15 protein-coding genes are annotated in these 23195 nt (G+C 59.6%); 8 read left to right on the top strand and 7 right to left on the bottom strand.

The features are described from left to right. Nucleotides 1-538: 538 nt before the first annotated feature. Nucleotides 539-1939, top strand: a complete 1401-nt coding sequence (locus Q0072_RS16385) for an AAA family ATPase (RefSeq protein ID WP_298332336.1) — start codon at nt 539-541, stop codon at nt 1937-1939. After that, nucleotides 1936-2532, top strand: a complete 597-nt coding sequence (locus Q0072_RS16390; RefSeq protein WP_298332339.1) for a hypothetical protein — start codon at nt 1936-1938, stop codon at nt 2530-2532. Before Q0072_RS16385 ends, Q0072_RS16390 begins: the two co-directional genes overlap by 4 nt. A gap of 167 nt (nt 2533-2699) precedes the next feature. Here the strand turns inward: Q0072_RS16390 and Q0072_RS16395 are convergent, their stop codons facing one another. Together Q0072_RS16395 and Q0072_RS16400 are read right to left on the bottom strand one after the other, a co-directional pair. Further along, the gene (locus Q0072_RS16395) at nt 2700-3467 is read right to left on the bottom strand and encodes a GIY-YIG nuclease family protein (RefSeq protein WP_298332342.1); all 768 of its coding nucleotides are present in this window, start codon (nt 3465-3467) and stop codon (nt 2700-2702) included. A gap of 177 nt (nt 3468-3644) precedes the next feature. Further along, nucleotides 3645-4808, bottom strand: a complete 1164-nt coding sequence (locus Q0072_RS16400) for a cysteine desulfurase family protein (RefSeq protein WP_298332347.1) — start codon at nt 4806-4808, stop codon at nt 3645-3647. Nucleotides 4809-4941: 133 nt separating this feature from the next. Between Q0072_RS16400 and Q0072_RS16405 the strand changes: the two genes are divergently transcribed. From Q0072_RS16405 to Q0072_RS16425, 5 genes are all read left to right on the top strand, one after another. Then, the gene (locus Q0072_RS16405; protein WP_298332350.1) at nt 4942-5931 is read left to right on the top strand and encodes a DUF4007 family protein; all 990 of its coding nucleotides are present in this window, start codon (nt 4942-4944) and stop codon (nt 5929-5931) included. Beyond that, nucleotides 5928-9368 carry a hypothetical protein gene (locus tag Q0072_RS16410; protein WP_298332353.1) on the top strand — a complete coding sequence of 1147 codons (3441 nt, stop codon included), beginning with the start codon at nt 5928-5930 and terminating at the stop codon, nt 9366-9368. Before Q0072_RS16405 ends, Q0072_RS16410 begins: the two co-directional genes overlap by 4 nt. Further along, the gene (locus Q0072_RS16415) at nt 9368-10201 is read left to right on the top strand and encodes a phosphoadenosine phosphosulfate reductase family protein (protein ID WP_298332358.1); all 834 of its coding nucleotides are present in this window, start codon (nt 9368-9370) and stop codon (nt 10199-10201) included. The genes Q0072_RS16410 and Q0072_RS16415 overlap by 1 nt, the downstream gene beginning before the upstream one ends. A 397-nt stretch (nt 10202-10598) precedes the next feature. After that, on the top strand, nt 10599-10910 hold the full coding sequence (locus tag Q0072_RS16420; protein ID WP_298332362.1) for a GIY-YIG nuclease family protein: 312 nt from the start codon (nt 10599-10601) through the stop codon (nt 10908-10910). Nucleotides 10911-10927: 17 nt separating this feature from the next. After that, nucleotides 10928-12964 (top strand): DNA sulfur modification protein DndB, encoded by a 2037-nt coding sequence (locus tag Q0072_RS16425; RefSeq protein ID WP_298332365.1) that lies wholly within the window; start codon nt 10928-10930, stop codon nt 12962-12964. A 347-nt stretch (nt 12965-13311) separates the two neighbouring features. On the opposite strand, the gene Q0072_RS16430 is transcribed toward Q0072_RS16425, so the two are convergent. The 4 genes from Q0072_RS16430 to Q0072_RS16445 are packed head-to-tail and all read right to left on the bottom strand — an operon-like array spanning nt 13312 to nt 21158. Beyond that, nucleotides 13312-13785: a thermonuclease family protein gene (locus Q0072_RS16430; protein ID WP_298332369.1), complete on the bottom strand. Its 474-nt coding sequence runs from the start codon at nt 13783-13785 to the stop codon at nt 13312-13314. Nucleotides 13786-13823: 38 nt separating this feature from the next. Beyond that, nucleotides 13824-18839 carry a MobF family relaxase gene (gene mobF, locus Q0072_RS16435; RefSeq protein WP_298332372.1) on the bottom strand — a complete coding sequence of 1672 codons (5016 nt, stop codon included), beginning with the start codon at nt 18837-18839 and terminating at the stop codon, nt 13824-13826. An 8-nt stretch (nt 18840-18847) separates the two neighbouring features. Then, a complete protein-coding gene (locus Q0072_RS16440; RefSeq protein ID WP_298332374.1) occupies nt 18848-20827 on the bottom strand; it encodes a type IV secretion system DNA-binding domain-containing protein in 1980 nt (659 codons plus the stop codon). Continuing rightward, nucleotides 20820-21158, bottom strand: coding sequence for a hypothetical protein (locus Q0072_RS16445; RefSeq protein ID WP_298332377.1), 339 nt, complete (start codon nt 21156-21158; stop codon nt 20820-20822). The genes Q0072_RS16440 and Q0072_RS16445 overlap by 8 nt, the downstream gene beginning before the upstream one ends. Before the next feature lie 1372 nt (nt 21159-22530). Here Q0072_RS16445 and Q0072_RS16450 point away from each other — a divergent pair. After that, the gene (locus Q0072_RS16450; RefSeq protein ID WP_298332380.1) at nt 22531-22761 is read left to right on the top strand and encodes a hypothetical protein; all 231 of its coding nucleotides are present in this window, start codon (nt 22531-22533) and stop codon (nt 22759-22761) included. An 84-nt stretch (nt 22762-22845) separates the two neighbouring features. Here the strand turns inward: Q0072_RS16450 and Q0072_RS16455 are convergent, their stop codons facing one another. Continuing rightward, nucleotides 22846-23037 (bottom strand): hypothetical protein, encoded by a 192-nt coding sequence (locus Q0072_RS16455; RefSeq protein ID WP_298332383.1) that lies wholly within the window; start codon nt 23035-23037, stop codon nt 22846-22848. Nucleotides 23038-23195 lie beyond the last annotated feature (158 nt).

A 23195-nucleotide genomic window follows, 5' to 3' on the forward strand; every position in this document is an offset into this window, starting at 1 on the left:
ATCGAAAAAAACATCCGTAGATTTGCCGACGCGGTGACGAGAGCTTCCAATTAAAAGCTATCCGTGGTGCGTGAAGGGTTCGACCAAGCTCGCGCAGGTGGAAAGCTGGTCGGCAATTTTTGATAGCTCAAATTTGAGCAATAACAACTATTATGGAAATACCCGGAGCGGCTTTGGCTCTGTAAGGGACGTAAACGACGTTGGGATTTTGGCACATCCAGGCACGTCGTGGACATTGATATCCGTAGTGTCGTCGATGGTCAGCCTACGCGGCCGAGGTCCGGCGCGCGGCGCCTCCGCGACGCAAGCGCGCTGGGACCGGTCGTCGCCGGACCACGTTCGATCCGCCCCGGACCCAGCCGCAGGCTGGGCTTGTAGTCTAGAGTAAGACGTGCTGCTGCTGGCTGGCCACCATTCTTATGATTGACGATGGGTTGGAACCATCAGTAAGTTCCGCTTAGCTAATCCCGCAAAATGCCTTGAGTGCCACGCGATGAGGCTACTAAGGCCAAGTCCATGAGTAAAGAAAACGATCCTCATGGCTAGCCGGTCCAACAAGAACCGCATCAAGAATGCACAACGCCTTTTGAGAAAAAAGTTATCAAAAAGCCACCTGCGTCAACGACCATCATTAAATGGAGCCTGGCCCATGCTAACACACCTGAGCTTGAACAATGTGGGGCCGGTGCCGAGGCTGGAGATGGACCTCGCCCCCCGGCTGAATCTCATCACCGGCGACAACGGCCTGGGCAAGAGCTTCCTGCTCGACATCGCTTGGTGGTCGATGACACGGCGCTGGCCATGGGAGGTCAATGACCGTCTGACCTCAGGTCGCCGCCCGCTTCCAGCCGGAAACGAACCCGCTAGCATCGGATTCTCTTTTACAGGCAAGGTGAAGAAGGAACAATACACGAGCGAGTACCAACCGCGCGAGGAGGTCTGGAAGGGGCGGCCTGGCCGCCCTGCCAATCCCGGCTTGGTGTTCTATGCCATGTCGGACGGCAGCTTCGCAGTATGGGACCCGGCCCGCAACTACTGGCGTACCCAAGGTGACGTCGATGTGCAAGATCGCGTGCCCGCCTATGTGTTCAGCCCGACCGAAGTATGGGATGGTCTTACCGACAAAGGGGGCAAGCACCTATGCCTGGGGTTGGTATTGGACTGGGCAAGCTGGCAGAAGGAAGCTAACAGCAGCGCTTTCACATCACTCACCACGGTTCTAGCCGCGCTTTCGGCGTCGGAAAACGAAAAGTTGGCTCCCGGGCAATTAACTCGTATCAGCCTTGATGATGCACGCGATATCCCGACCATCCGAATGCCCTATGGGCAGGATGTACCTGTGCTGTTCGCCTCCGCCGGTATCCGGCGCATCCTGTCGCTGGCCTATGTTCTGGTTTGGGCTTGGCACGAGCATTGTCTAGCAGCAAAGTTTCTGAAGGAAGAGCCTACCAAGCAAATGGTGTTGCTCATGGACGAGGTAGAGGCCCATCTGCACCCACACTGGCAGCGACGAATCATCCCAGCGCTGCTGGCAGTAGCCGAGACTCTAGTAGGTCGAGACGATACGACGTTGCAGCTAATTGCCGCCACCCACTCCCCCTTGGTCATGGCATCGTCGGAACCACAGTTCAATAAGGATCTGGATGCTTGGTGGGATTTGGACCTGGAGCGCCAAAGGGTAGTCTTATCGCGGCGACCGTTTGAGAAGCAGGGAGATGCGGCTCGGTGGTTGCTGAGCGAAGCCTTCGATCTGCGCAGCAGCCGGCCTATCGAGTATGAAGACCTGGTCAAGGAGGCAGCCTCTCTCTTGGAAGCCGAGAAGCCGAGTCCTAAGAAGATAAAGGCTATGAATGACCGATTGGTCGAAGCATTGCCTCCGACGGATGATTTCCTGTTCAACTGGCGTTATGTCCTTGGGCGCAAGGGGTGGCTGAAATGATTCCTGTCACCCTGAAACCCGAGCCAGCCGATTTTGAAGCGAAGGTACGACAGCCTGGCAATGATTGGCTCAGAGCCAATAATATTCCTTTAGACGGACCCTTACCCCCAAAGACGAAGCTACCGACCTACTGGTCGCTGTTGAACGAGGATTTGTGGAACGCATATGATGGTACTTGCGCTTACCTTGCTATCTTTTTCGAGTTTGTGACGGGTGCAGGCTCTACTGATCATTTTATCGCTAAGTCTCAGACCCCTCGGTATGCATACGAGTGGTCCAACTTTCGCCTTTCCTGCCTTGGACCTAATCGCAACAAGAACAAGTATGACGATGTACTTGATCCGGTCGGGCTGTCAGCGGGCATGTTCGTCTTGAATCTGGTCAGCGGCGAGATCACCCCCGGGCCATGCCTCAGTAAGGACGAGAAGGCACGTGCACGGAACACCATCAAGCGTCTGAAACTTGCCAGCCCCGCTCACAATAAAATGCGGCAGCGTCACTTCGCGGAGTATCTACGCCACAAGGACTCAGATCACCTGAAAAAGCTGTCACCGTTCGTATGGTCTGAGGCTGACCGGCAGGGTTTGTTGTGAAGGCAACCATCTGAACGCCGGAAGAGCCGCTTCACCTCCCTGTCACCGTAAGTTCGAACCATCCAGAACACAGTGTAGACATGTCAACTACGCCAGGATGACCGAAAGCCAACGTCCGTAACCCAACCGCTACGGATAAATGGAAAATGCACTAGCACGATCTAAATTTATGGTGATAAATTGACCTGTATGGCTTGGACTTCAAGCTTAAACCTCTTGTAAACCCGATCGATCGCATCGAATATCTCATCCTCGTCTCTATATTTCCCAAAATGGAGCGAAATAGAGGCACGAAGAGCAAAGCGCCGCAGATTCGGGTTCTGGGCAGCCATTACTATCTCGGTCCACTGCTTGTTCGCTACTTGGCGCTTTGATAAGAGCTCTTGTTGATCGTATGGCAATAGTCCATTTTCAGTAATCTTGAGTATAGCGCAACCGAAAAATGTAGAAAAATTGCCATGTAAAGCAGCGACTTTTCCGTCGCTAGCTTTTGTCTTAATGTCCTGACACACTAATTCACCTGTTAAGCGGCGAACGTCGCTGACAATTTGATCGGGCTCCACACAATACCACTCCGTCCCGCCATCGCTATGGAAGCCGCGGCTCTGATAATCATTCTTCAGCGCAGTTTCGACCAGATTGGCTGCCTCGCGATCGGGAAATATGCATAGTATTCGGACTCTCTGGGGCAATGGATCACCGGTTTGTAAATTTTGCATCCGAGGTCTAAGGTTCTTTATGGAGGTTAACCCCGCCTTGTAATAATTACTATCACCACGGCGCTCCAAAATATATATACACCCGTAATCTGTTACCTCCCCAGCGCGGCGCAGCATCCCCAGTGTCTCGCCATAAGCGTCTTCATATCTGGAACGCTCATAATCAGGGATCGTATCGATGCAACTTGTAAGCAATGTACTAGTTTCGCGAACCATTCGATCCCCCATGCGTGGATTGCCGTCTAGCATGACAACATATGCTCAAACCTATGCTCTCGTTGGGCAAAATGACAGGGTAATACCCTTACGATTAGTCCATGGAACTGAACACCTCATTGCATCTGCATGTCCGCTCTCCGCGGCTGCAACGAATGAAGGGGGTCGTGACCCGGTTCAGATTTCCCTAAGACGGTGTACGGCCTCGGAGATCAGGTCAGCTGCGCGCTCCACATCTGCCCAAGTGGTATATCGGCCGATGCTGAGCCGAATAGATTGCTCCGCTTCCTCCGCGGTCTTCCCCATCGCGCGCAGGACGTGTGACGGCTCAGGAATTCCAGAGGTGCACGCAGAGCCTGTGGAGACGGCGAGCGAGGGCTGAAGGTCGTTCAGCAACACGGAAGCATCAATCTCAGGAAACCTGAGGTTCAGGTTGCCGGGATGGCCAGACTGCCCATTCACTTCCACACTCGGCACCGCCGCCTGCAATCGCCGGAGCAGCTCCCGCCGCAGCTTTGCAATACCCTCCACTTCAAAATTCCGTTCGGCACGGACAATTTCACAAGCCTCGCCGAAACCAACGCAGAGAGGAGTTGGAAGTGTCCCGGGACGAAGGCCGCCTTCTTGTCCTCCGCCATGGAAAAGCGGGCGAGGTCGTGGTGTTACATGGCGGCCGACGTAGAGAGCGCCGATCCCTTTAGGCCCATAAGCCTTGTGCCCTGACAGGCTCAGGAGGTCTACATGCATTGCAGCCACGTCAATCGGGATCACGGGAAGCGCTTGCGCGGCGTCAGAGTGGAAGATAGCGCCTGCCGCATGGACTATGGCCGCGATCTCCGCGATTGGCTGAATTGTCCCAACCTCATTGTTCACCGCCATGATTGAGACAAGCGCGGTGCGCTCGTCTATCCGGGCAGCCACGTCAGCCGGATGAACAAAGCCATCTGCGTCCACCGGAACGGTCTCGACCGTGAACCCCTCCCTCTCTAGTGATCGCGCGGCACCCAACACACACTTGTGCTCTATGGCGCTGACTAGGACGCGCCGACGGTGTAGTGGTGCTGCCCGGGCCGCGCCGATCACGGCCAAGTTGTTGGCCTCCGTGGCGCCAGAAGTGAAGATGATCTCGTCAGGTTCCCCGCCGATGGCGAGCGCGATTCGCAACCTCGCATCGGCTATGGCGGCATCGGCATCCCACCCATAGGCGTGATTGGAGGCATGAGGGTTGCCATAGCGAAGGCTTTGGAAAGGGACCATCGCGGCACTCACCCTCGGATCCTCTGGGGTGCTCCCTTGATAGTCCATGTATATCCCTAGGGATTTAGCGCCTTTCAGGGCCATAGATGTTGTCCTACATGACGGTATTGACCAAGATGGATGTCTTCCCACTGGGGGACCCCACCAGTCCCGATTGACCTTAGCCGAACTAGCGCCTACACTCAACTGGGTGGAGTTCCCAGTAGGGCCGGGTGTAATGGTAAACAGTCTCCTGATCGATCCGCGATTCAAGCTACAGTTCGCTGGCCACGAAACTTTTCCGTTGAGATATGGCTGGCTCAAAAAGTCTTACGACGCTGTTTGTTTAGCCCGCTTGAGTGGCAATACTGATACAAGAACAATATTCACTGACGACTCAGCTATCGCCTACTTCGGGGTTGGCAAGAATATGGTCGCGTCGATGCGCTATTGGGCGCATGCAGCCAACATCTTGTCGCAAGGTGACGACGACGCCGGCCTCCTGGAGCCGACTGACTTGGGTCGTATGATCTTCGAGAAGGGTGGGGATCCCTTCTTGGATGATCCCGCGTCCCTATGGCTTATCCACTGGCACCTCGCATCTACACCAAATCGGACGACGACTTGGTACTGGGCGTTTAACGAACTCTATGAGCCGACATTCACGCGCGAGTTGCTCCTGCACCGACTGTTGCGGCGGCTCGGGGAACTGCGTGAGGTGGGCCGCCTGAACGAATCACGCCTGACCGAGATGACACTAAAGCGTGACATCGAGTGCTTCGTGCGTACCTACGCAGCTCGCCAGGAAAACTCAAAAGTTGGGCAGGAGGACAACCTTGAGAGTCCGCTGTCCGAGCTTGGCCTCCTTCAGTGCGTTGAGGGTGTACCGGGCTTCCAGTTCAGGCGGGGCCCAAAGATGAGCCTGCCAGACGAGATATTCCTTTATGGCTTGGTGCGGTTCTGGACCGAACTGTACCCGACGCGCCGGGAGTTCACGGTGGAGGCAGTCACCCACGAGCCGGGGTCGCCGGGCCGTGTCTTCCTTCTAGACGAGGAGTCTGTGGTGGACCGATTGGTTAGGCTGGCCGATCTCACCGACGGCGTGCTGCGGTGGGACGAGTCGACCGGCATGCGACAGGTCTATGCCGCGAAGAATCTGGAGCAACTAGATCCTATGGAGTATTTGGCCCGGCTTTACGACCGCACAGCGCAGCGAGATGCAGCATGAAGCCGCTTGCCGACTCCGTCGTGATCAGCCGGCGTTTCCAGCGCTCCATCCGTGTCGACGCGGACATTACATTGTCCGCCATGGAGGGGTTCGTTTGCCCACCCTCTGCCAGCGCCGCGCTCGTTAACATGGCTGCCCAGGTGCAAGCGGGCCAGGGCGCCTTCACCTGGACTGGTCCTTATGGCTGCGGCAAATCTAGCCTCGCTGTCGTCTTGGGAGCTTTCGTCGGTGGCCCAGGCACGCTCCGTGACGCTGCCCGGTCCGCGTTGGGTGTTGAGGTGGCCGCTGAAGTCGCGACTAGGCTCGGCATTGGGAAGGATGGCTGGCGCGTCCTTCCCGTGGTCGGTCGACGCGAGGATCCGGAGACCGTTCTTGCAGAAGCCCTGGAGGGGGCTAAATGGACGCGGCGGCGGCGCACCGGAAAGGCCGACAATGTCATAACCCAGCTCCTGAGCGCCGCCGACTACGCACCGGGTTCGGGCTTGTTGGTTATCATCGATGAGATGGGCAAGTTTCTGGAGCATGCCGCGGCCGGTGGGGACGTCTACTTTTTTCAGCGTTTGGCTGAGGCTGCCTCCGGGAGCGGCGGGCGCCTGTTGGTAGTGGGCGTTCTGCACCAAGCATTTGACGACTATGCTAGCCGCCTCTCAGGTGGATCCCGTGAGGAGTGGCTAAAAATCCAGGGGCGGTTTGCTGACATCCCCATCAATGTCGCCGGCGAGGAGCAGGTCGAGTTGATCGCCCGGGCGATCCAAGGCGGTGCCCGGCCAGTAGGCAACGTCATCCATGCCGAGGCTATAGCCGCTGCCGTCCGCGGCAACCGGCCTGGCACAGCAGCTGCCTTTGGCGAGCGCCTCAATCAGTGTTGGCCCCTCCACCCGGTGGTCGCGTGTCTTCTTGGGCCGCTTTCCCGGCGCAGCTTCGGCCAGAACCAGCGGTCCGTGTTCGGCTTCCTGAACTCCGGCGAACCCTTCGGTTTCCAGGAGTACCTGAAGACCACATCGGCGGATGGCGCAGAGCCCTATGGGGTTATCCAGTTCTGGGATTACTTGAGGGCAAACTTGGAACCCTCGATCCTGGCGTCCTTGGACGGCCACCGATGGTCCCTCGCCGTCGAAGCGGTAGAACGCTGCGAGGCGAAAGGCGGAGATACTGACCACTTGGCGGTCGTAAAAGCGGTTGCCATGATCGATCTGTTCAAGGAACGTTCCGGCCTGTCACCGAGCTTAGAGGTGATTGGGCATACGCTACCTCACATCATGACTGCGCGCTTGGAGGCGGTACTTGACGACTTGAGAACCTGGTCTGTCCTGATCTACCGGCGCCATGCCGACGCCTTCGCCATCTTCGCCGGTAGCGACTTCGACATCGACGCTGCGGTGGCAAAAGCCCGCAGCCATATGAATGGCGTCGACCTTGGACGTCTCCGTTCCCTTGCCATGCTCCAGCCCATTCTGGCGAAGGCGCACCACCACAAGACGGGTGCGCTGAGATGGTTCGATGTTGACTTGGCAGCCGTGTCGGACGCGGTCGAAGCCGTGCGCACGTACAAGCCTAAGGGAGGCGCCAGCGGCCTTTTCCTGCTGCTTATCGGTATGAAGGCGGAAGCCGAGCAGACGGTAAAGAAGGCTTGGCGGAAAGCCGCCGAGGCGACTGGCGCATGGCCGGTTGCTGTGGGCTGGACCCGATACAGCTCCAGTATCCGCGAGGCTGTTGGCGAACTGATGGCACTGGAGGCCGTTCGCTCCAACAGCGCCGAACTGAGCGGCGACGCGGTAGCGAGACGCGAGGTCAATGCCAGGATTACCCGGGCTGCCGCTGAGGTCGAAGACCTATTACGCCGCGCCTTCGCCGACGCGGAGTGGGGTTGGCACCAGGAAAGGGCTGACGTGAGGCTAGAGACCCGGGCAGGCTGCGGCGCACGGTCGCTGAGCGTGATCGCGTCCGAGCTCGCCAACGGTCGCTACCACCAGTGCCCGAGCCTACACAACGAGCTGCTGAACCGCATTAGGCCGTCTAGCAACGCTGTCGCCGCGCAGAAAGACCTGCTACGAGCTATGATCCAGAATTGGTCCAGGGAACGGTTGGGCTTCGACCAGTGGCCGGCCCCTGCTGGCATGTATGCGTCATTGCTGCTGAGGACGGGGCTTCATGTGCCCGACCCCAGCCGCGAAAGCCAATGGCGCTTTGTGGCGCCTGGGGAAGTGAGCCGAGACGAGGCCAACCTACTGCCCCTTTGGAAGAGAGCTGACGAACTCTTCAAGAAGGCGGGGCCTGCCGGCCTGGATTTGGAACAGCTGTTCAACGTCTGGCGCGCGCCCCCCTTCGGCATCCGTGACGGTTTGCTGCCGGTAATCGGGATTGCCTACTACCTGTCCAGGGCTGAGCGTCTAGCCGTGTACTTGGATGGCATCTTCCAGCCCCGGCTTTCGAACCTCTTGGTGGATCGACTAGCCCAAGAATCCTCAAGCGTCCGGCTTCGGTGGACGGAAACGACCGCATTTCATGCGCGGTTCCTGTCCGGCGTGGCCGATTTGGTGGTTGAACTTGGCGGCTTGGACACAGGGCAGACCCAGCCCTCAACGTTTGATGTGGCAAAAGGCTTGGTCAGCGTCGTGATGAACCTGCAGCCTTGGGTGCTTAGGACCACCCGGCTCTCCCCGGTCGCCCTCAAAGTGCGTAACTTGGCAAAGCTGGCAAGCGACCCGAACAAACTGCTGCTGGATGACATTCCCGCCCTGTTTCAAGACAGAGAGGCCGCAGCAAGTGATGCAGACGGCTTGGTCACAGCTATACGGGCCGGACTGGCAGAGTTGGTCGGTGCTTATAGCAAGATGCTCTCCGATCTCGAAACAACGATGCTGCGCGAGTTGCGGATCCGAGAGCGAAGCCCGGAGAGCCTGGCCGAATTGAGGGCGAGGGCGGAGGCAGTGCGCAACCTAAATGGGAACCTGCGCTTCGACGCTTTCGCGACGCGATTGGCAGGCTATTCTGGCGAGCCCGTGGACATAGAGGGCATTGCGAGCCTCGCGGCCAGCAAATCATCCCGTGATTGGGTTGATCGCGACATCGACAACGCAATGGTCGAGATAGCCCTATTGGCGCAGCAGTTCATCAAGGCAGAAGGCTTGGCGCATGTGAAGGGTCGGAGTGACGGCCGCCTCTCAATGGCCATCTTCATCAGTGACCCGGACCGCCCGTCGCCGATAGCCCCGGACTTCGACATCTCTGTCCGAGAGAAACCAGAACTGGGAAGACTTGTGGAGCAGCTTAGGGGGATCATTGGGGAAGCCCGTGTCAGCCGGGACATGGCATTGGCCGCAGTGGCCCTCCTAGGCGCGAAGCTGGCGGAGGAGGGCTTGGAAGACGGTGAATCGACAGTGTTCCCAGGCCCTAGGCCCGAGCACGTGTCGCCCCGTTCTCGGAGGACCCATTGATGACGCGGACTCGCCATGTCCTGGGGCTCTCCGGTGGCCGCGACAGCGCTGCATTGGCGGTATTTATGCGCCAGAACTACCCAGAGCTGGATATCGAGTATTTCTTCACCGACACTGGTAAGGAGCTACCGGAGGTCCGACCGTTCCTCGACCAGCTTGAGGGCTTCTTGGGCAAGCCGATCACTTACCTCAACCCTGATCGTCAGTTCGATTTCTGGCTCAAGCAGTACAAGTATTTCCTCCCGTCGCCCAACACGCGCTGGTGCACACGCCAACTGAAGCTGCGGCCAATGGAGGCTTGGCTACGAGGTGACCTCGATGAGGGGGTCAAGGTGGTCAGCTACATCGCCATCCGCGCCGACGAGGATTACCGAGAAGGTTACACGTCCACGCATCCGAACCTATCAGTGAAGCTGCCGTTGCGTGAGCACAGCATCGACAAGGAGGGTGTGATCGAACTCCTTCAGGCCTCTGGCGTGGGTCTACCAGCCTACTATTCTTGGCGATCCCGCAGTGGCTGCACCTTCTGTTTCTATCAGCAAAAGATTGAATGGGTGCGGCTCTTGGAGTTGCACCCGGACGCTTTTGAAGAGGCGCGACAACTTGAGAAAAGTGCCGTCGAGCATGGGTCGCCCTTCACCTGGAGCCAAGGAGAGAGCCTAGAGCAGTTGGCGACCCCCGAGCGGATTGCACAGATCCGCGAGGATCATGCAAAGCGGGTCGCAAGGATGAACGAACGGCGGCCCCGCAACCCGCTCCGGGTAGATGGTGACGCGATGGACATGGACGAGGTGTACGGTAGCGCGAAGATGTGCATCGCCTGCCACAAGTGAACCGCGCAGGTTGGCTTGGAAACGCTATTTCAAATTGGCTATCGTTAGTTCATTATCGGCGCCGCTCGGATAGCACTTTGTGGTCTGAGCCTCCAAGCGCTTACGCCATTAACTAATCTGCTGCGGTTCAAGAATGGAAGCTTTCAAGCGGATCGACTTCTCAAGTATCCGGGGCGGTGCCCTAACCGCATGCCAGCGTCTACCCGAGAGTCCAGCCATATATGCGTTCTTCGCCCCCGTGCCGGTTATTTCCAACTTGTCTCCGGAGACATTTGTGAGTTCGGTCTTGGACGTCGTCCAACACAGGTCCTCGCCAAGCCATACTAAGACATTAGGGTCCCTACACCAAGTTCGTCTGGACAATCAGTCGGACCTTTCCGAGTACAAGCGGGAACGTTTGGAGGAACATGCGCAGTCGGAAGCCTTCAGAGTTTTCCTGGTGGATGTCATCGCTTCGGCCGTCCCGCTACGCGCTCCTCTTTACGTCGGGCAGACCGGTGGGCTTCGGCGCCGGATCAAGGATCACTTGGCCCCGGGTTCAGGGTTGGCAACACGGTTGCGGTCTGCTGATATCCAGATCGAGAATTGTACGCTGGCGTATAGGCTGATGCCGGACAGCGACCTTTACAAAGACGAGCAAACACTGACCCTTATTGAGGAAATCGTCACCCGGCTGATCCGGCCGGGGTTTGTCGGTCGGATTGGGTAGGAACAGGAGAAAGCCTTATGACGAGCCCCGCGTTCAAGAAGCCGGGATCAGACCGGCCCCACTACACCGAGGCCCGCCCGATCCTGTGCGGGACTATTAACCTGGCTGGAAGCGAGATACCCTTCTTCCAGGCCATGATGCCCATCGGCGAGGTAGTCAAGCAGCTGGACTTAGTAGAGAATCTGCCCTCCGACCTGCGCGCTAAGTGGCGGCTGGAGGAGCTATTCCAGCGTGAGATCGATTGGGAGCGTGTCAAAGAAGACCTAGTAAAGGGCTATCTGAAACGGCCGAACAAACTAAAGTTCTTCAGTACACTTACTGTCGCGCTCCTCCCGCTTGATGAGAACGGCATGCTCGCCGGAGACTATGGGGCCATCGATAAGGGGCCCATCCCGTTGGACTGGGCAAATGAGCCGGAATGGAGGACCGCCGACATCGGACGTGTCCAGCTGATCCGCGACACTTCGGGCCCCGGTGGCGCCCTCCGTTGGGATCCCCATCGCGTTTTCGCCGCCACTATTGACGGCCAGCATCGGCTTGCGGCGTTGAAGACCCTGGTTCTGGAAGGGGGCCTTTCATCCAAGGCTATGGAGAGCCAGCTTTCGGTGATGTTCCTCATCCTTGACCCGCGGGCCGGCTTCAACCTTGCGCCGGGCCAAGTAGCGGACGGGGAGAACCCCATCCTCACGGTCGTCCGTGAGATTTTCATCGACCTCAACATGCACTCCAAGACCGTGGCCCGGGCCCGGCAGATACTTCTGTCTGACCAGGATATCGAGGCCAAGTGCCTGCGCGAGCTCATCGGCACACGTGTTGGCGTCGTCGAAGATGGCCGACTGCCACTCGGCCTGATCCATTGGCAGAACAACGAGAGCGCCAAGTTCAACGTTGGTGAGAAGACCGGGCCGTTCATCACCACGGTCGAGCTCCTCTACGCCGTCATCAAGGACGTCTTGGACCTGAAGCGGCCAAAGGATCCCCTTGATGGCGATTCCGTCCGAAAATTCGTGTCGTCAATCGAAGCCGCCCTCGACGTAAGCAAGCATATCCAAGCGCACGAGGCCAAGTACGGCCTTCCGCCACTTATGTCATATGTCGAGGAGCACCACCTCAAGGAGGGCTTCGAGACACCCTTCCCCAATCCCACCGCCCCTTATATCCGGGCCTGCGCCGACAGCTTCTCCAAGATCTGGCGGCAGTTGTTCCTCGACGTGTTCACTAAGTTCAAGCCCTACGCCGACTTCATCACTGAGGTCGAGAAGAGGGGTGGCATCGACGGTGACATCGCTTCATACATCGTACTCCCGGTGAAGGCGCAAAAGAGCAAACGAGAAGAATGGGGTGAGGACGCTCCGAAGAAAATCGATCAGCCCCTCCAGGAGCTGGCGAAGATGAAGGGCGACGATTGGGCTTTTTACGCGGTTTTCCAGAAAGCGCTGTTCCGTGCAACGAAGATCGCTTTTCAGCACTATGACGTAACGCCTCGCTACACGCACCGCACGTTTAGCGAGGCCTGGGTAAGCTTCCTGAACACCCTATCCGACCGCGGACTCTTGAAGGTGAAGGCGAAGCACGATGGTGCGCCGGTTTGGGCCGGCATTGGCTTGAGCCATGCCAATCATACAATCACCTGGTCTGAGGCGGCCGTCGCTCGCATCTGCTCGCTCCTGGTGCTGTGGTGGTACTTCCACCTCTATGCACTTAACAAGAGTGGGGCTTTTCTGACTAAGGTCTCAGGAAATCAGGGCGCTGAAAAGTACCCTGGGTGCAAAGAAGCCCAGAGAAGCGTAATGAAGGGTCTGGAGGCCTGGGCGAAGTATATCGACCCTGCCATAGTCGACAATTCCAAGAAGGTTAGCGCAAGGGCGGCTGATCGGCTTAAGGAGCTCTTGGTCCTTGCTAAGGACGAGAAAGCGACCGACGAAAACGACGACATCAGCATTCCACCGACCGACGCCGGAGAAGGGGCTATGGAGTCCGCTGACAGTGGTGACACGACGGATGATGGTGACCTTGAGGACACGGAGGTTTCAGGACCGGACCAAGTTATGTAGCCTGCAACAAGCTGCGCGATCACCGGGGCGAGTTATCATCCCCGCCCCGGTGATCGGAAAAGCCAACCGCGTTATGGGCCTGTCGGCCATGCCGAATGATTTGGGCCGCTGCTCGACCGTTCATGCGACGACAGGCCGGGCGACTTGGCGGCGGTGTGGGCGCCGCGAGCCTGTTCCTGCGGACGAGCTTTGTGTAATTTCTGATTGCATAGTACCCACTGATTCATCGTTGCGCCGTTCGGTCTCGCGGAGCATCTTCGTCGCGTGGCAGGTGAGTTCGACACCCATCGGCAACGTTTGACTGACACGGCTTAGGCCAGGCCGCGATAGCCGGCCTGGGCAGCAGGTCACGGCCCATGCCGAGCATCCCGCTTGCGCCGCCTGAAATCGGCAGGCAACTCGAAGGTTCCCGACCATAGCCCCCTGCCGGCTGCCCGCGCCTCTGCTTCTTCCCAGAGGTAGGAGCCGGTATGCCCGTTATAGGAGACCGCATATCCGGCGCGCACCAGCCACGAATTCAGATTCAGGCCCCCGGCTGTATTGCAGACCCCCAAGATACGACCGTACCGGTCAGTGCCACGGCTCTGACATCGGATGTCACCGGTTCCAATTGCCTGGGACAAGGCTCGGGCTGCGTGCTCGCCGCAGGGATACCATGCGGACGTCGGGCTGAGACACCACTGCTCACGCTCCGGCGCATCGATGTCATGGAGCCTCACCTTGGTGCCTTCCAGGACCACCGTGTCACCGTCCAGCACCCTGGGCCGACCAGCGAGGTCCCTGGCGGCCGACAGCGAGGGCAACAGCAGCAGAATAGCCATACTGCTCACCCAGAATCCTTTCAGCTGCTTCAGGCCCATCACAAGCTGAGCTCGACGTCATGATAATGCGGTGGGGTGCTGGTTGGGGTGGCACCCGCGCCATGCGGAACCGGCGCCGCCGTGGGCCCCGCCTGCGGCCCCTGCATTGGCGGGGTCCGCCCGAGGCCAGCCTGAGGACCCGCCATTCCTCCGATCCACCGATCCAGAATATCATTCTCCCGAGCGAGTGGGTGGCCAACGCCCATCAACGCTGAGCTGGCTACACCGGTTTGCGCCTCCAGCAGCTTGGTGAGCCCCTTGAGGTCATCGACATAGAGCTTTGCCTGAATGCGGGCCCGCGACATCACGACATAGAACGATTGCTGGTTGGCGAGCTTGTTGTCCGCGGCCGCCAGTGCTCCCCAGACCGCGGTTGTCGTCGCTCCCTGCGATGCGTAGACCGTGCGCGCATAATCGTAGTCCATGTGGCGCAGCGCCGCGTCGTTGACGTCGAACTGCCCGATCCGGCCATCGTCAAAGCGGATGTGGACGGTTCGGCCATCGACTTCGACCACGTCTGCACGCCGGCCGTTGACGGTGCCGGCGACCTTGTCGTTGTTGGTCCATCGAATCCGTTCACCGGCTCCGATCTGCCGCTGCACCACCTCGTATACGGCCACCTTGGCGCGGTGATTGGCGTCGCCCGGCTTCCAATCGATCACCCGGTCGCCATGCCGCAGGCTGACCGTCCCGGCCGCCTGGTTGACACGAACGACGGTTAGGTATTCATCCTTGCGGATGGCGGAACCGCCCAGTCCGCTTACGAAGCGAACCACATCGCCGACCTTATAGTTCGACGCCAAGGTAGATTGTGCCCGAGTGAACGACTTGTTCCTGAACGCCATCACGGTGGCCTGCTGAGCGCCAATCTCACCTTTCGCCGTAAGCCCCTGGTGAATCTCGTGGTTGATTGCGTCGCGCGTGAAGCGCGCCGGCGCCACGATCATGACCTTGCCCACCGCTCGATCCGCCTGGGGCAGGTCCAGCCAGTCGGCGGCGATCCGGCTGGCAATGCTCAATCGGGACGCTGGCTCTCCCTCGGTGCCGACCTGGATGATGTTGTCCGTCCCGACTTTGGCCAGCGCAAGGGCCACCTTCCCTTCGGAAGCCGCATAAACGCCGCTCCGCAGATCCTCCTCCGTCTGGCGCTGGATGTCCGTCATATAGACCGTGGCCATCCCGGATCGCTGCATGATGTCGAAAGGCCTGCCCGCCTCCACGCTCCGCAGCTGCTTCACGTCGCCCAAGGTGATCGATCGCGCTCCGACCGCTTCGACGATCCGCACCAGGTCGGCCACTTGACGATTGGACTCCATGGAGCCCTCATCCACGATGATGACCGTCCGCCCGAACTCATCCCTCAGGCCCTCCAACTGTGCCGGCGACGCCTCCCCCCTGGCAACGTAGCCAAACTCCTGCAGGAACGATTGCAGCGTTGCCGCATCAATGCCTGCACCGTCCGACAATTCCTTGACCGCAGCGGTGGATGGCGCCAGCCCCAGCACATGGCTTCCCGCCAGCCTGATACCGGCGACTACCGCCCGGGTCATTGTCGTCTTCCCGACGCCGGCGAGCCCCTGCACAGCCACAAACCTGTCGGGCGTGGCCAACAGGAAGTTGGCGACTTCAGACTGTTCGGCGTTGAGCGGGTGTTGGGCGATGAGATCAGTCCGTTCCGCCTGGTCCAGCAGTGGCGCGATGGCGCCCTTGCCCCGCCGGATGTGATCCACTGCCGCCTTTTCCGCGACAAGGGCTTCCGGAGTGGTGAAGTAGCGTTCGTTGCTCCGCCCCTTGTCCGAGCCATGGGGGTTGCCGGCAGGGATCAGTGTCCCCTCCTTCTCCGCAACCACCACTGCTTGTTCGATTTCATCGACATTATGGCTGCCAAAGCCAGCTTGCATTGCCGCTTTCAGCACATCGCCGCGGCTGAATACCGCTTCGCGTTCCGCCAAATGGGCGATGGCATATTCCAGCGCCGGCGGCAATGACGACCGCGGAACCTCGGGCGCCTCCTGACGCTGCTGGCTTGCCGAGGCGGTGGCCTTGTCGCCCGTGTTGGCAAGGATGGACCTTATGGCCGCATGTCGGTCGTCAACGACCAGGCGAACGTCCATGCGCGCGCGTGAAAGGTTGACATAGAAGCTCCGGATCGAGTTGAGGAAGCGTTCACGGCTGTTGATCGCAATGATCGCGCGACCCGCTGTCAGCCCCTGTGCCCGGAACGTCGTCTGGACATGGTCGTGATCGATATGCCGCAACTCGCCGGCAGAATGGTCCAGGGACACCAGCCGGCCGTCCTGAAGGCGGACGGTGGCCATCCTATCATCGATCTGCTCGACATTGCCCGTAGCACCGCCATCGATCTTCCGGCCGGCATCCTTGACCGTCCAACGGATCTTGTCCCCTGCCATAAGGGCAAGCTCGCGCCGCTCGAAGATCTGCACTGCTTCGCCCCGACGGACCTCCCGCCCGTCCGGATCCCAACTGACGGCATTACCGTCCTTCGTCTGGAGCTGGACCTGATTTGTCGGCGCATCAACCCGCAGCACCTCCAGATGGTCGCCGGCCGCGATGCCCAGGCTTCGGATTGGACGCGTGAAGCGCACGACCTGGCCGGCGGCATAGTTGCCGGCGACACGGGTCCGCACCTTCGTGGTGTTGGTGTTGGCCAGCACGCCGATCGTGCGCTCCGCGCCATGAAGTTGGCCCTCCTGCTTCAGTACATCGCGCATCCCCGACGTGACGGCGCTCCGCGTGGTATTTGATGGCGCGATTACGACGGAGGTGGCTCTTTCTTCGGGTGGCAGATCGGCCCAGCTCGCAACAGTGGCGTTTGCAACAGCATTGCGGACTGCGGCACCGACCGCTGCACCATTCAAACCGGTCACGTCAGCCTTTGCCTCGACGATGCGACCCTCTCCCAGAAGCCGGAAGGCACGCGCCACGTTGCCATCAATGGACGCGTAAACAGCGTCGCGGGTCTCAGGCGTCTGTTGTCGCCGGATATCCGTCAAGGTGGCCGTGGTCATGCCGGCGTCCTGTGCCTGCTCGAACGGCGCACCTGCTTCAATGGCACCGAGCTGCCTGATATCGCCGGCGTAAACGACACGCGGAATCTGCAACGCTGTCGCCACGCGGTTTAGGTCTCGCATCTGCGCCGTCGATAGCCGCCCCGCCTCATCCACCAGCAGAACGACGTCCTTCATCCGCGCCCGCATTTCCCTGAGGCCAGCTTCGGTATAGCGCCCCCGAACGACCCCTCCGAATTTAGTCAGGAAGCTCGCAACCGTGCGGGCGTCGAAGCCGTCCTCTTCGAGGCGCCGGACCATGGACGTCTGCGGTGCCAGCGCCAGGACCTGCTTGCCGTGCCCATCTGCGACTGCCTGCACAGCCTGGAAGAGCGTGGTCTTGCCGGTGCCCGCCCACCCTTGCAGCCCGACGAACCGATCTCTGCTGCCCGTGATCACCAGGGCAGCGGTTCGAGCTTCCCCAGAGATACCCGCGTTATCCAGGATCGAGCTGGAGCCTTCGGACGAAGCCAGCGGCAATACCGCTCCCCTGCCCTCGTCTATGAGTCGCAAGGTCTCCTGCTCCGTCTCCAGCGCCGCTCCGGTCGTTACCATTCCGGCCTTGGCCATCTCGGGATGAACGGCCGGCAAGATGACGTTCTTCTCCGTGAGGGTGGCAACGGCTTGGTCTATGTCATGCAACGAGAATTTCCCCAGCCCAGAGCTGAGGACAGCCGCCTTTAGGTTGCTCAGGCTGAACACGCTGCTGCGTTCGCTAAGATCCGCCAATCCGTAAAGCACCGCATCCATTGCCGTGTCGCGCCGGATGCCGGCGGCGAGAGCAAGCGGGTCAGATGTGGATAGCTCAGCCGATGCACCCAGGGCGGCACGCCAGCGGGCAACCAGAGCCGTCATCGCTGCCGTCACTTTCGACAGGAGGGTTGGCGCCTTTGTGTCTATTGTTGGAATGGGCGTGACGGTGGCCACCGTCTCCGCTCCCCGGTCTTGCGTCCGGCCAAGCTGATCCAGTTCGTAGCCCAGCTTCTTGGTGATGATCTGCCAAGCCTCCATGAGCCGATCCGGTCCGACAGACTGTTTTGCCCGGCGTGTCGCAACAGCGGCATTCGCAGCCGCCGTGGCATCAGCCCGTCCCCATGCCTTTAACTGCGCCTTGATCTCCTGGCGCCTGGTGCTGAATGTCTCGCACAGCTCCTTAGGCACGCCGGCGACCTCGAACAGCCCATCGTCGCTGGTGCGCTCCACCCCATATCCCAGGGCCGTCAGCGACTTCGCAAGATGCGATCGATAGATCTGGCCGACCAGCATCTTGTTTGAATAGATCGATGGATTATGCAGGCTTCTCCAGCTGCCATCCGCGTCCCGGACCATGTTCGCAACGACGGCGTGCGTGTGCAGTTGCGGCTCCAGATTCCGGCTTGCCTCCTCCCGGAACAGGGCAGCCACCATGTCCTGGCCGGTCGTGACCTCCATGACGCCCTCGACCGATTTGCGTGTCTCCAGGACATTCTTCTCCAGGTAGGCCAGCGCCGACGCGACAGCCTCATCATGGGCTTCAAGAACCGCCCGGTCCCCTTTTACCAACGCCAGAACCGACACCGACTTTGGCGCACTGAATGTCAAGTCGATGCCAGGTACATGCAGGCGCTCCATGGCGCCATCGGGACCCTTCACTGTGCGGCCCAACTGCGGGCCGCCGGGCACCCGGCCCTCTAGCACGGCGCGGAACATGTCCTGATCGACCGGTCCCGACAGGCCCGCAGCGGCAGCACCGGCACCATACCATGTGCTCGCGCGCAGCTCTGCACCGGTCACCGGTCCGCCACCACCGCTTACGCCAATGCCAGCTGACGATGGCCCGCCATCGGGACCGCCACTCTCGGCATCGACGGCGCTGCCCTGGCCCTTGGAGTAGTAGTCGCCAGCCTTAGCACCTTTATAGTAGCTGGCCGCCTGGGCGCTGGAACTGAGCGTCGATACTGACAGCATTGGATGCCTCAGATAATGTCCATGTCATTGAGAACGGCCTGCGTGTCAGGTCGCTTCTCTGGTCCTGAATCCGGACGCTTTCCCTCACCTAACTGGTCCTCGCCCTTCTGCACGTCACCCCCAGCACCATGTTCACGGGCCTCAATATTAGGCAGCAACGCTTGCTCACCACTGTCACGTTCTCCTTCATCGTCCTCCATACGCTCTACAAGTGATTCCCTCATGAAGAGGTCACGGCGCAGCACGAAACTGGGAGCAACTGAGGGATAGGATTTGTACGGAATGACGATCTTGCCGACGGGTATTCCTTGAGGCATGCGGACGTAACAATGACCGTCGGGTAGGTCCTGAATGTCTGAGGCGAGCGCCAGCAGCTCCTTCTCGCGCTGTTCGTTCAGCGCCACGGAATCACGGGAATCAACCGCTCCATAAGTCACGGTCTCACGGTAATCCAACACCGTTCTTTCACCAATCTGATCCGAGCACCACTTCGCTACTTCTCCGTCGCCAGTGGAGAAGATGAACCTCGTGCGCCAGTTGCCAGAAATCGCCTTCGCACGCTTCTCGCCATAGATCGCCTCCATCTGCGGAAAGTTCTGAATCCCGGCAACGGGACAGGCGCCCTTCTGCCGTGTCTCGGCTGTCAGTGCCTCATAAGAAGGTATTTCCTGTAGGCTTGGCAGCTCGTCCGTGATGATCCAGATGCGCCGCGTGGACGAGGAAGGCAGGGTCAACAGCCCGTTGACGATGATCTCCAACCAGGCCGTGATTAGCGGCCTCATCGTGGCATGCAGGTCGCCACGGGAGGGGAGAAACAGAAAACCTCCACCTTCATCTGCCTCAAGCCAGCGCCGGATACTGAACCGTTCCCTATCCATCGGTAATCGGTCCAACGGGTCAAGCCAAGTTGCCAGCACAGCGCGAAAGCCAAGGGCTTGCTTCGGTGCCTTCGCATCCACCAATGACGATGCCGTAGTCCCCTTCAGGAGCTTGGCCATCTGATCGATGGGCATCTTGAGAAGACCAGTGATAAGCGTCTCGTTGGACGGGTTCTTGGTGCGCAGAACCTGCTGGCCAACCTTGTCAAAAAGGATGCGGGCGCCCTGGATCCAGAGCGGATCGCCGCCTTGTGATTTGTCAGGCATATAGGCGGTGGCAATGGACATCAGGTCTGTGGGCAGGAGGACGTCATCAAACAGGTTCCAGGATGGAGAGCGATTGTCGAAGGGATTGAGGATGACATCCTTCTTTGGATCATAGAATGCTTCGACGAAGGTTCCCATCTTGTCGTACACGACCGCCCGATCGCCACTGGCCCGGATCCATTCAAGCAGGCGGTTCAGCGCTACCGTCTTGCCCACGCCAACAGCCCCGATAAAGACGATACCCTTCGTCTCGTCGCCCATCGTCAGCGGTAGTTCACCGATGTGAACAACGGGGGTCCGGCGCTCCTTCGGGAAGCTGCGATTGTGCTTCCTGATAGCCTTGATGAAGGCCCTCGGTGACGCCGCCAGTAGGCTACCTTGCAAGTGCCGACGTCGAGCCAGGGACGATCCGCGCAGAGTGAAGTAGATCGCAACCAGGCAGCAGAGAAGTGCCGCTATGAGGGCGCTTACCTTGAATGCGGAAATCAATTCACCTTTAACTTGACCGGCTACCTCGCGCACGCCCGGATGTGTCAGCAGCTCACGGGCCGTTACGTCCACGCGCGAACCGTCGGGACGGACAAAGCCAACCATTCCGTCCGCGCTACCTGACCAATCATGCTGCAAGTAGGCATAGAAATAGGACCGAGCGACGCTGCGTTGATAGGTGTCTGTTCTGTCCATGAACCGGTAGATCCCGACACCAATGATGATCCACACGCTGATGAAAATTAGGAACTTGCAGACCTGCCAGAACATGGCCAGCGAGTGGTGTGTAACCTGACCGCCACGAATGAAGTGCTTGACGCCATTCGCCTTGTCCGCAGCTTCCTTCTTAGCCATTGACGCCCCCGTTTCCGATCAGGTTTTGCTGTCTAATCAAACCATCAACCTCTTTGCGGATTGCGACCGCTTGATCTTCGCTGAGACCAGATTCCAGTGCCTTCCAGGACAGGAGAGCCGCCCTCAGCATCAGCCGCTCGGCGAGGTTCGTGGGGAACGATCCTGTCCTCTGCTCGGATGCGGGATATGCGCCCGTTATTCCATACTGGACGAGGTCGCGTATCCAGCTTGACGTGTCACGATAGCCTAGGGATTTCGCCTTCGAAGCCGCTGCGGCCCACTCGTCATCTGTCATTCTGATTGTTCGAGATATCCGGATACCGTCCGACATGTCGCCCACCAACTCAACCGATTATTCCGAACCTTTTAGCATTTCTGCGGGTTGTATCAAACGCAATACGTCGCCATGCAAAGCGCCATTCAACGCATGGCGTTTTTATTGCGTAAAAACAACATTTTATACGCAGCGGAGCTGCATCAGGTGTGAGAAAACCCCATGTCCGTAGGTTGATCCCTCTCATGGTTTCATTCGCTCACCTATCCGCTCCCGGCCGCTTCCCAGCGTGAGGAAGGCAGGGTATGGGGCAGCCGGCGCCCCAGGGAAACCTTGACGATGGAAAGTGGCGACCGACGGAGCAAAGGAGGGTGCCGTACCCTGCCCCATACCAGCCGTAACAACTGTCAGCCGTGTGAACGGTGCCGGTTGCCTGCGATCTCCATCGCACCTTCGGATAGACTGCGAAGATATCCACAGGACGCAGGGATCTAGCCCGTCGGAACGCCTTCTCCGCGTGCAGGTACGGGCGGGCTAGATCCCGTCCGGGCGGTGACGAAGTCGCCGCCCGGACGTCCTGTGGATATCTTCGCAGTCGATCGGATCGCTCGCCCGTTGGCGCAGACCGTCGACGCCATGCACACCATTGGCCGTCCACATATCCATAGGGAGGCCGCGTCGCCCTGTGGGTATGTGGACCGGCATCGTTCGCAGCAACCGTGATGCAGAGCTTTCATCGTGGGAGCCCGGCAGGGCGGGCCGCGGGGTGGCCGAAGGCCGGGGCCCCAGGGTCGCCGCCGGGGGCCGGCTCTTCTGACGCGAAAAGCCGGCAGAAGCAGCTACCCGCCCCTACCGGCTTTGCGACACGCCATCAGAACCCGCTGTCGTCCTCATCGCGGTAGAACGCCCCGCAAGATCCGCAACGCACGGCCCGATGCCGGTTGAGTGACCCGCCGTTGCAGCTTTCCCATGACCGCATCACCGCCGTGCCACCACAGCAACCGCATTCACAGGGCCACTCGTCGTCGTCCAACGTGAATCCACCCGGCTCAATCGTGCTGCTCCCAAAAACCGTCGTCATCGTCGTCTCCACCGTTGTTCGTTGCCATCGTATTGATGACTTAACCCCCTCTTCATGCAGGCCGGACAGGGTCAATGACGCCGCAGGCGCCGCGCCCATGGCGCGGTGCACGGGGGAGCCGAAATGCGCAGCATTTTGGGGGTACCGTGCATCATTGACGCTGACCGGAATGCGCGACACCATCGGAAGTCAGAGAGATGATATTTCACCCACCGGCGGATGGGGATGCAGGGGAGGGGCGCCGCGAGCCCCTCCCCGCCCACAGTACCGCCACACAGCCGCAATGAAGTGGAATTCAGCGTTGTCGGGTGATAGCTTCCGCCATCCAATCACACGAAGGATTTCACAATGGCTCCTCCGCGCAAACGTCCCAGCTCATCGTCCGTCCTTGAGGAACTGGCGGCTCTCGACCGTCAGGAAGCTGACCTTGCCGTGCGGCGGCGGGAGCTCAAGGAACGACGCGTGACGGAGATTGGAAAGGCATTCGAGGCGGCGGGCCTGCTGGGTATCACCGATGCTCAATTGAGCCGAATCATTGATGCCGCGAAGGACCTGGTGAAGCAGGTTCCCGCATCGTAATGTGACGGCTCATCGTCGCACCATCGACCCAAATGATGAAGGCCCTGGGTGAATTCCAGGGCCTTTGCACATCGCAAGCACTTGTCACGTGGCGAGCGCTAACTGGATGCCGGGCGTCGCCACGGGCGCATCGCCAGCGACCTCAGTCAGGATCGCCCGGCCGACGTCCCGAAAGCAGTTCAAGACAACAGACTGCCCTAACAGTTCATGCGCCCTCGTCGGGTTCATGCCCGTCACGATCGCCTCGGCAAGATCGGACGGCAGAGACTTCACCAACGTATGCTCTCGCGGCGCGAGCTGAAGGATCAACGAGGTCGAGGAATCGGCAAGGTATGAGCTGGGTCAGGTGGCAACCTATGCCACGGAACTGACAACGCCCCCCACCAAGTAACCGCCCAGGACGGAAAGGGCCCCCGCTTTACACGGGGGCCTTC

This window comes from Asticcacaulis sp., from assembly GCF_027484505.1.
In the GTDB taxonomy this organism is placed as follows: Bacteria; Pseudomonadota; Alphaproteobacteria; order Caulobacterales; family Caulobacteraceae; genus Asticcacaulis.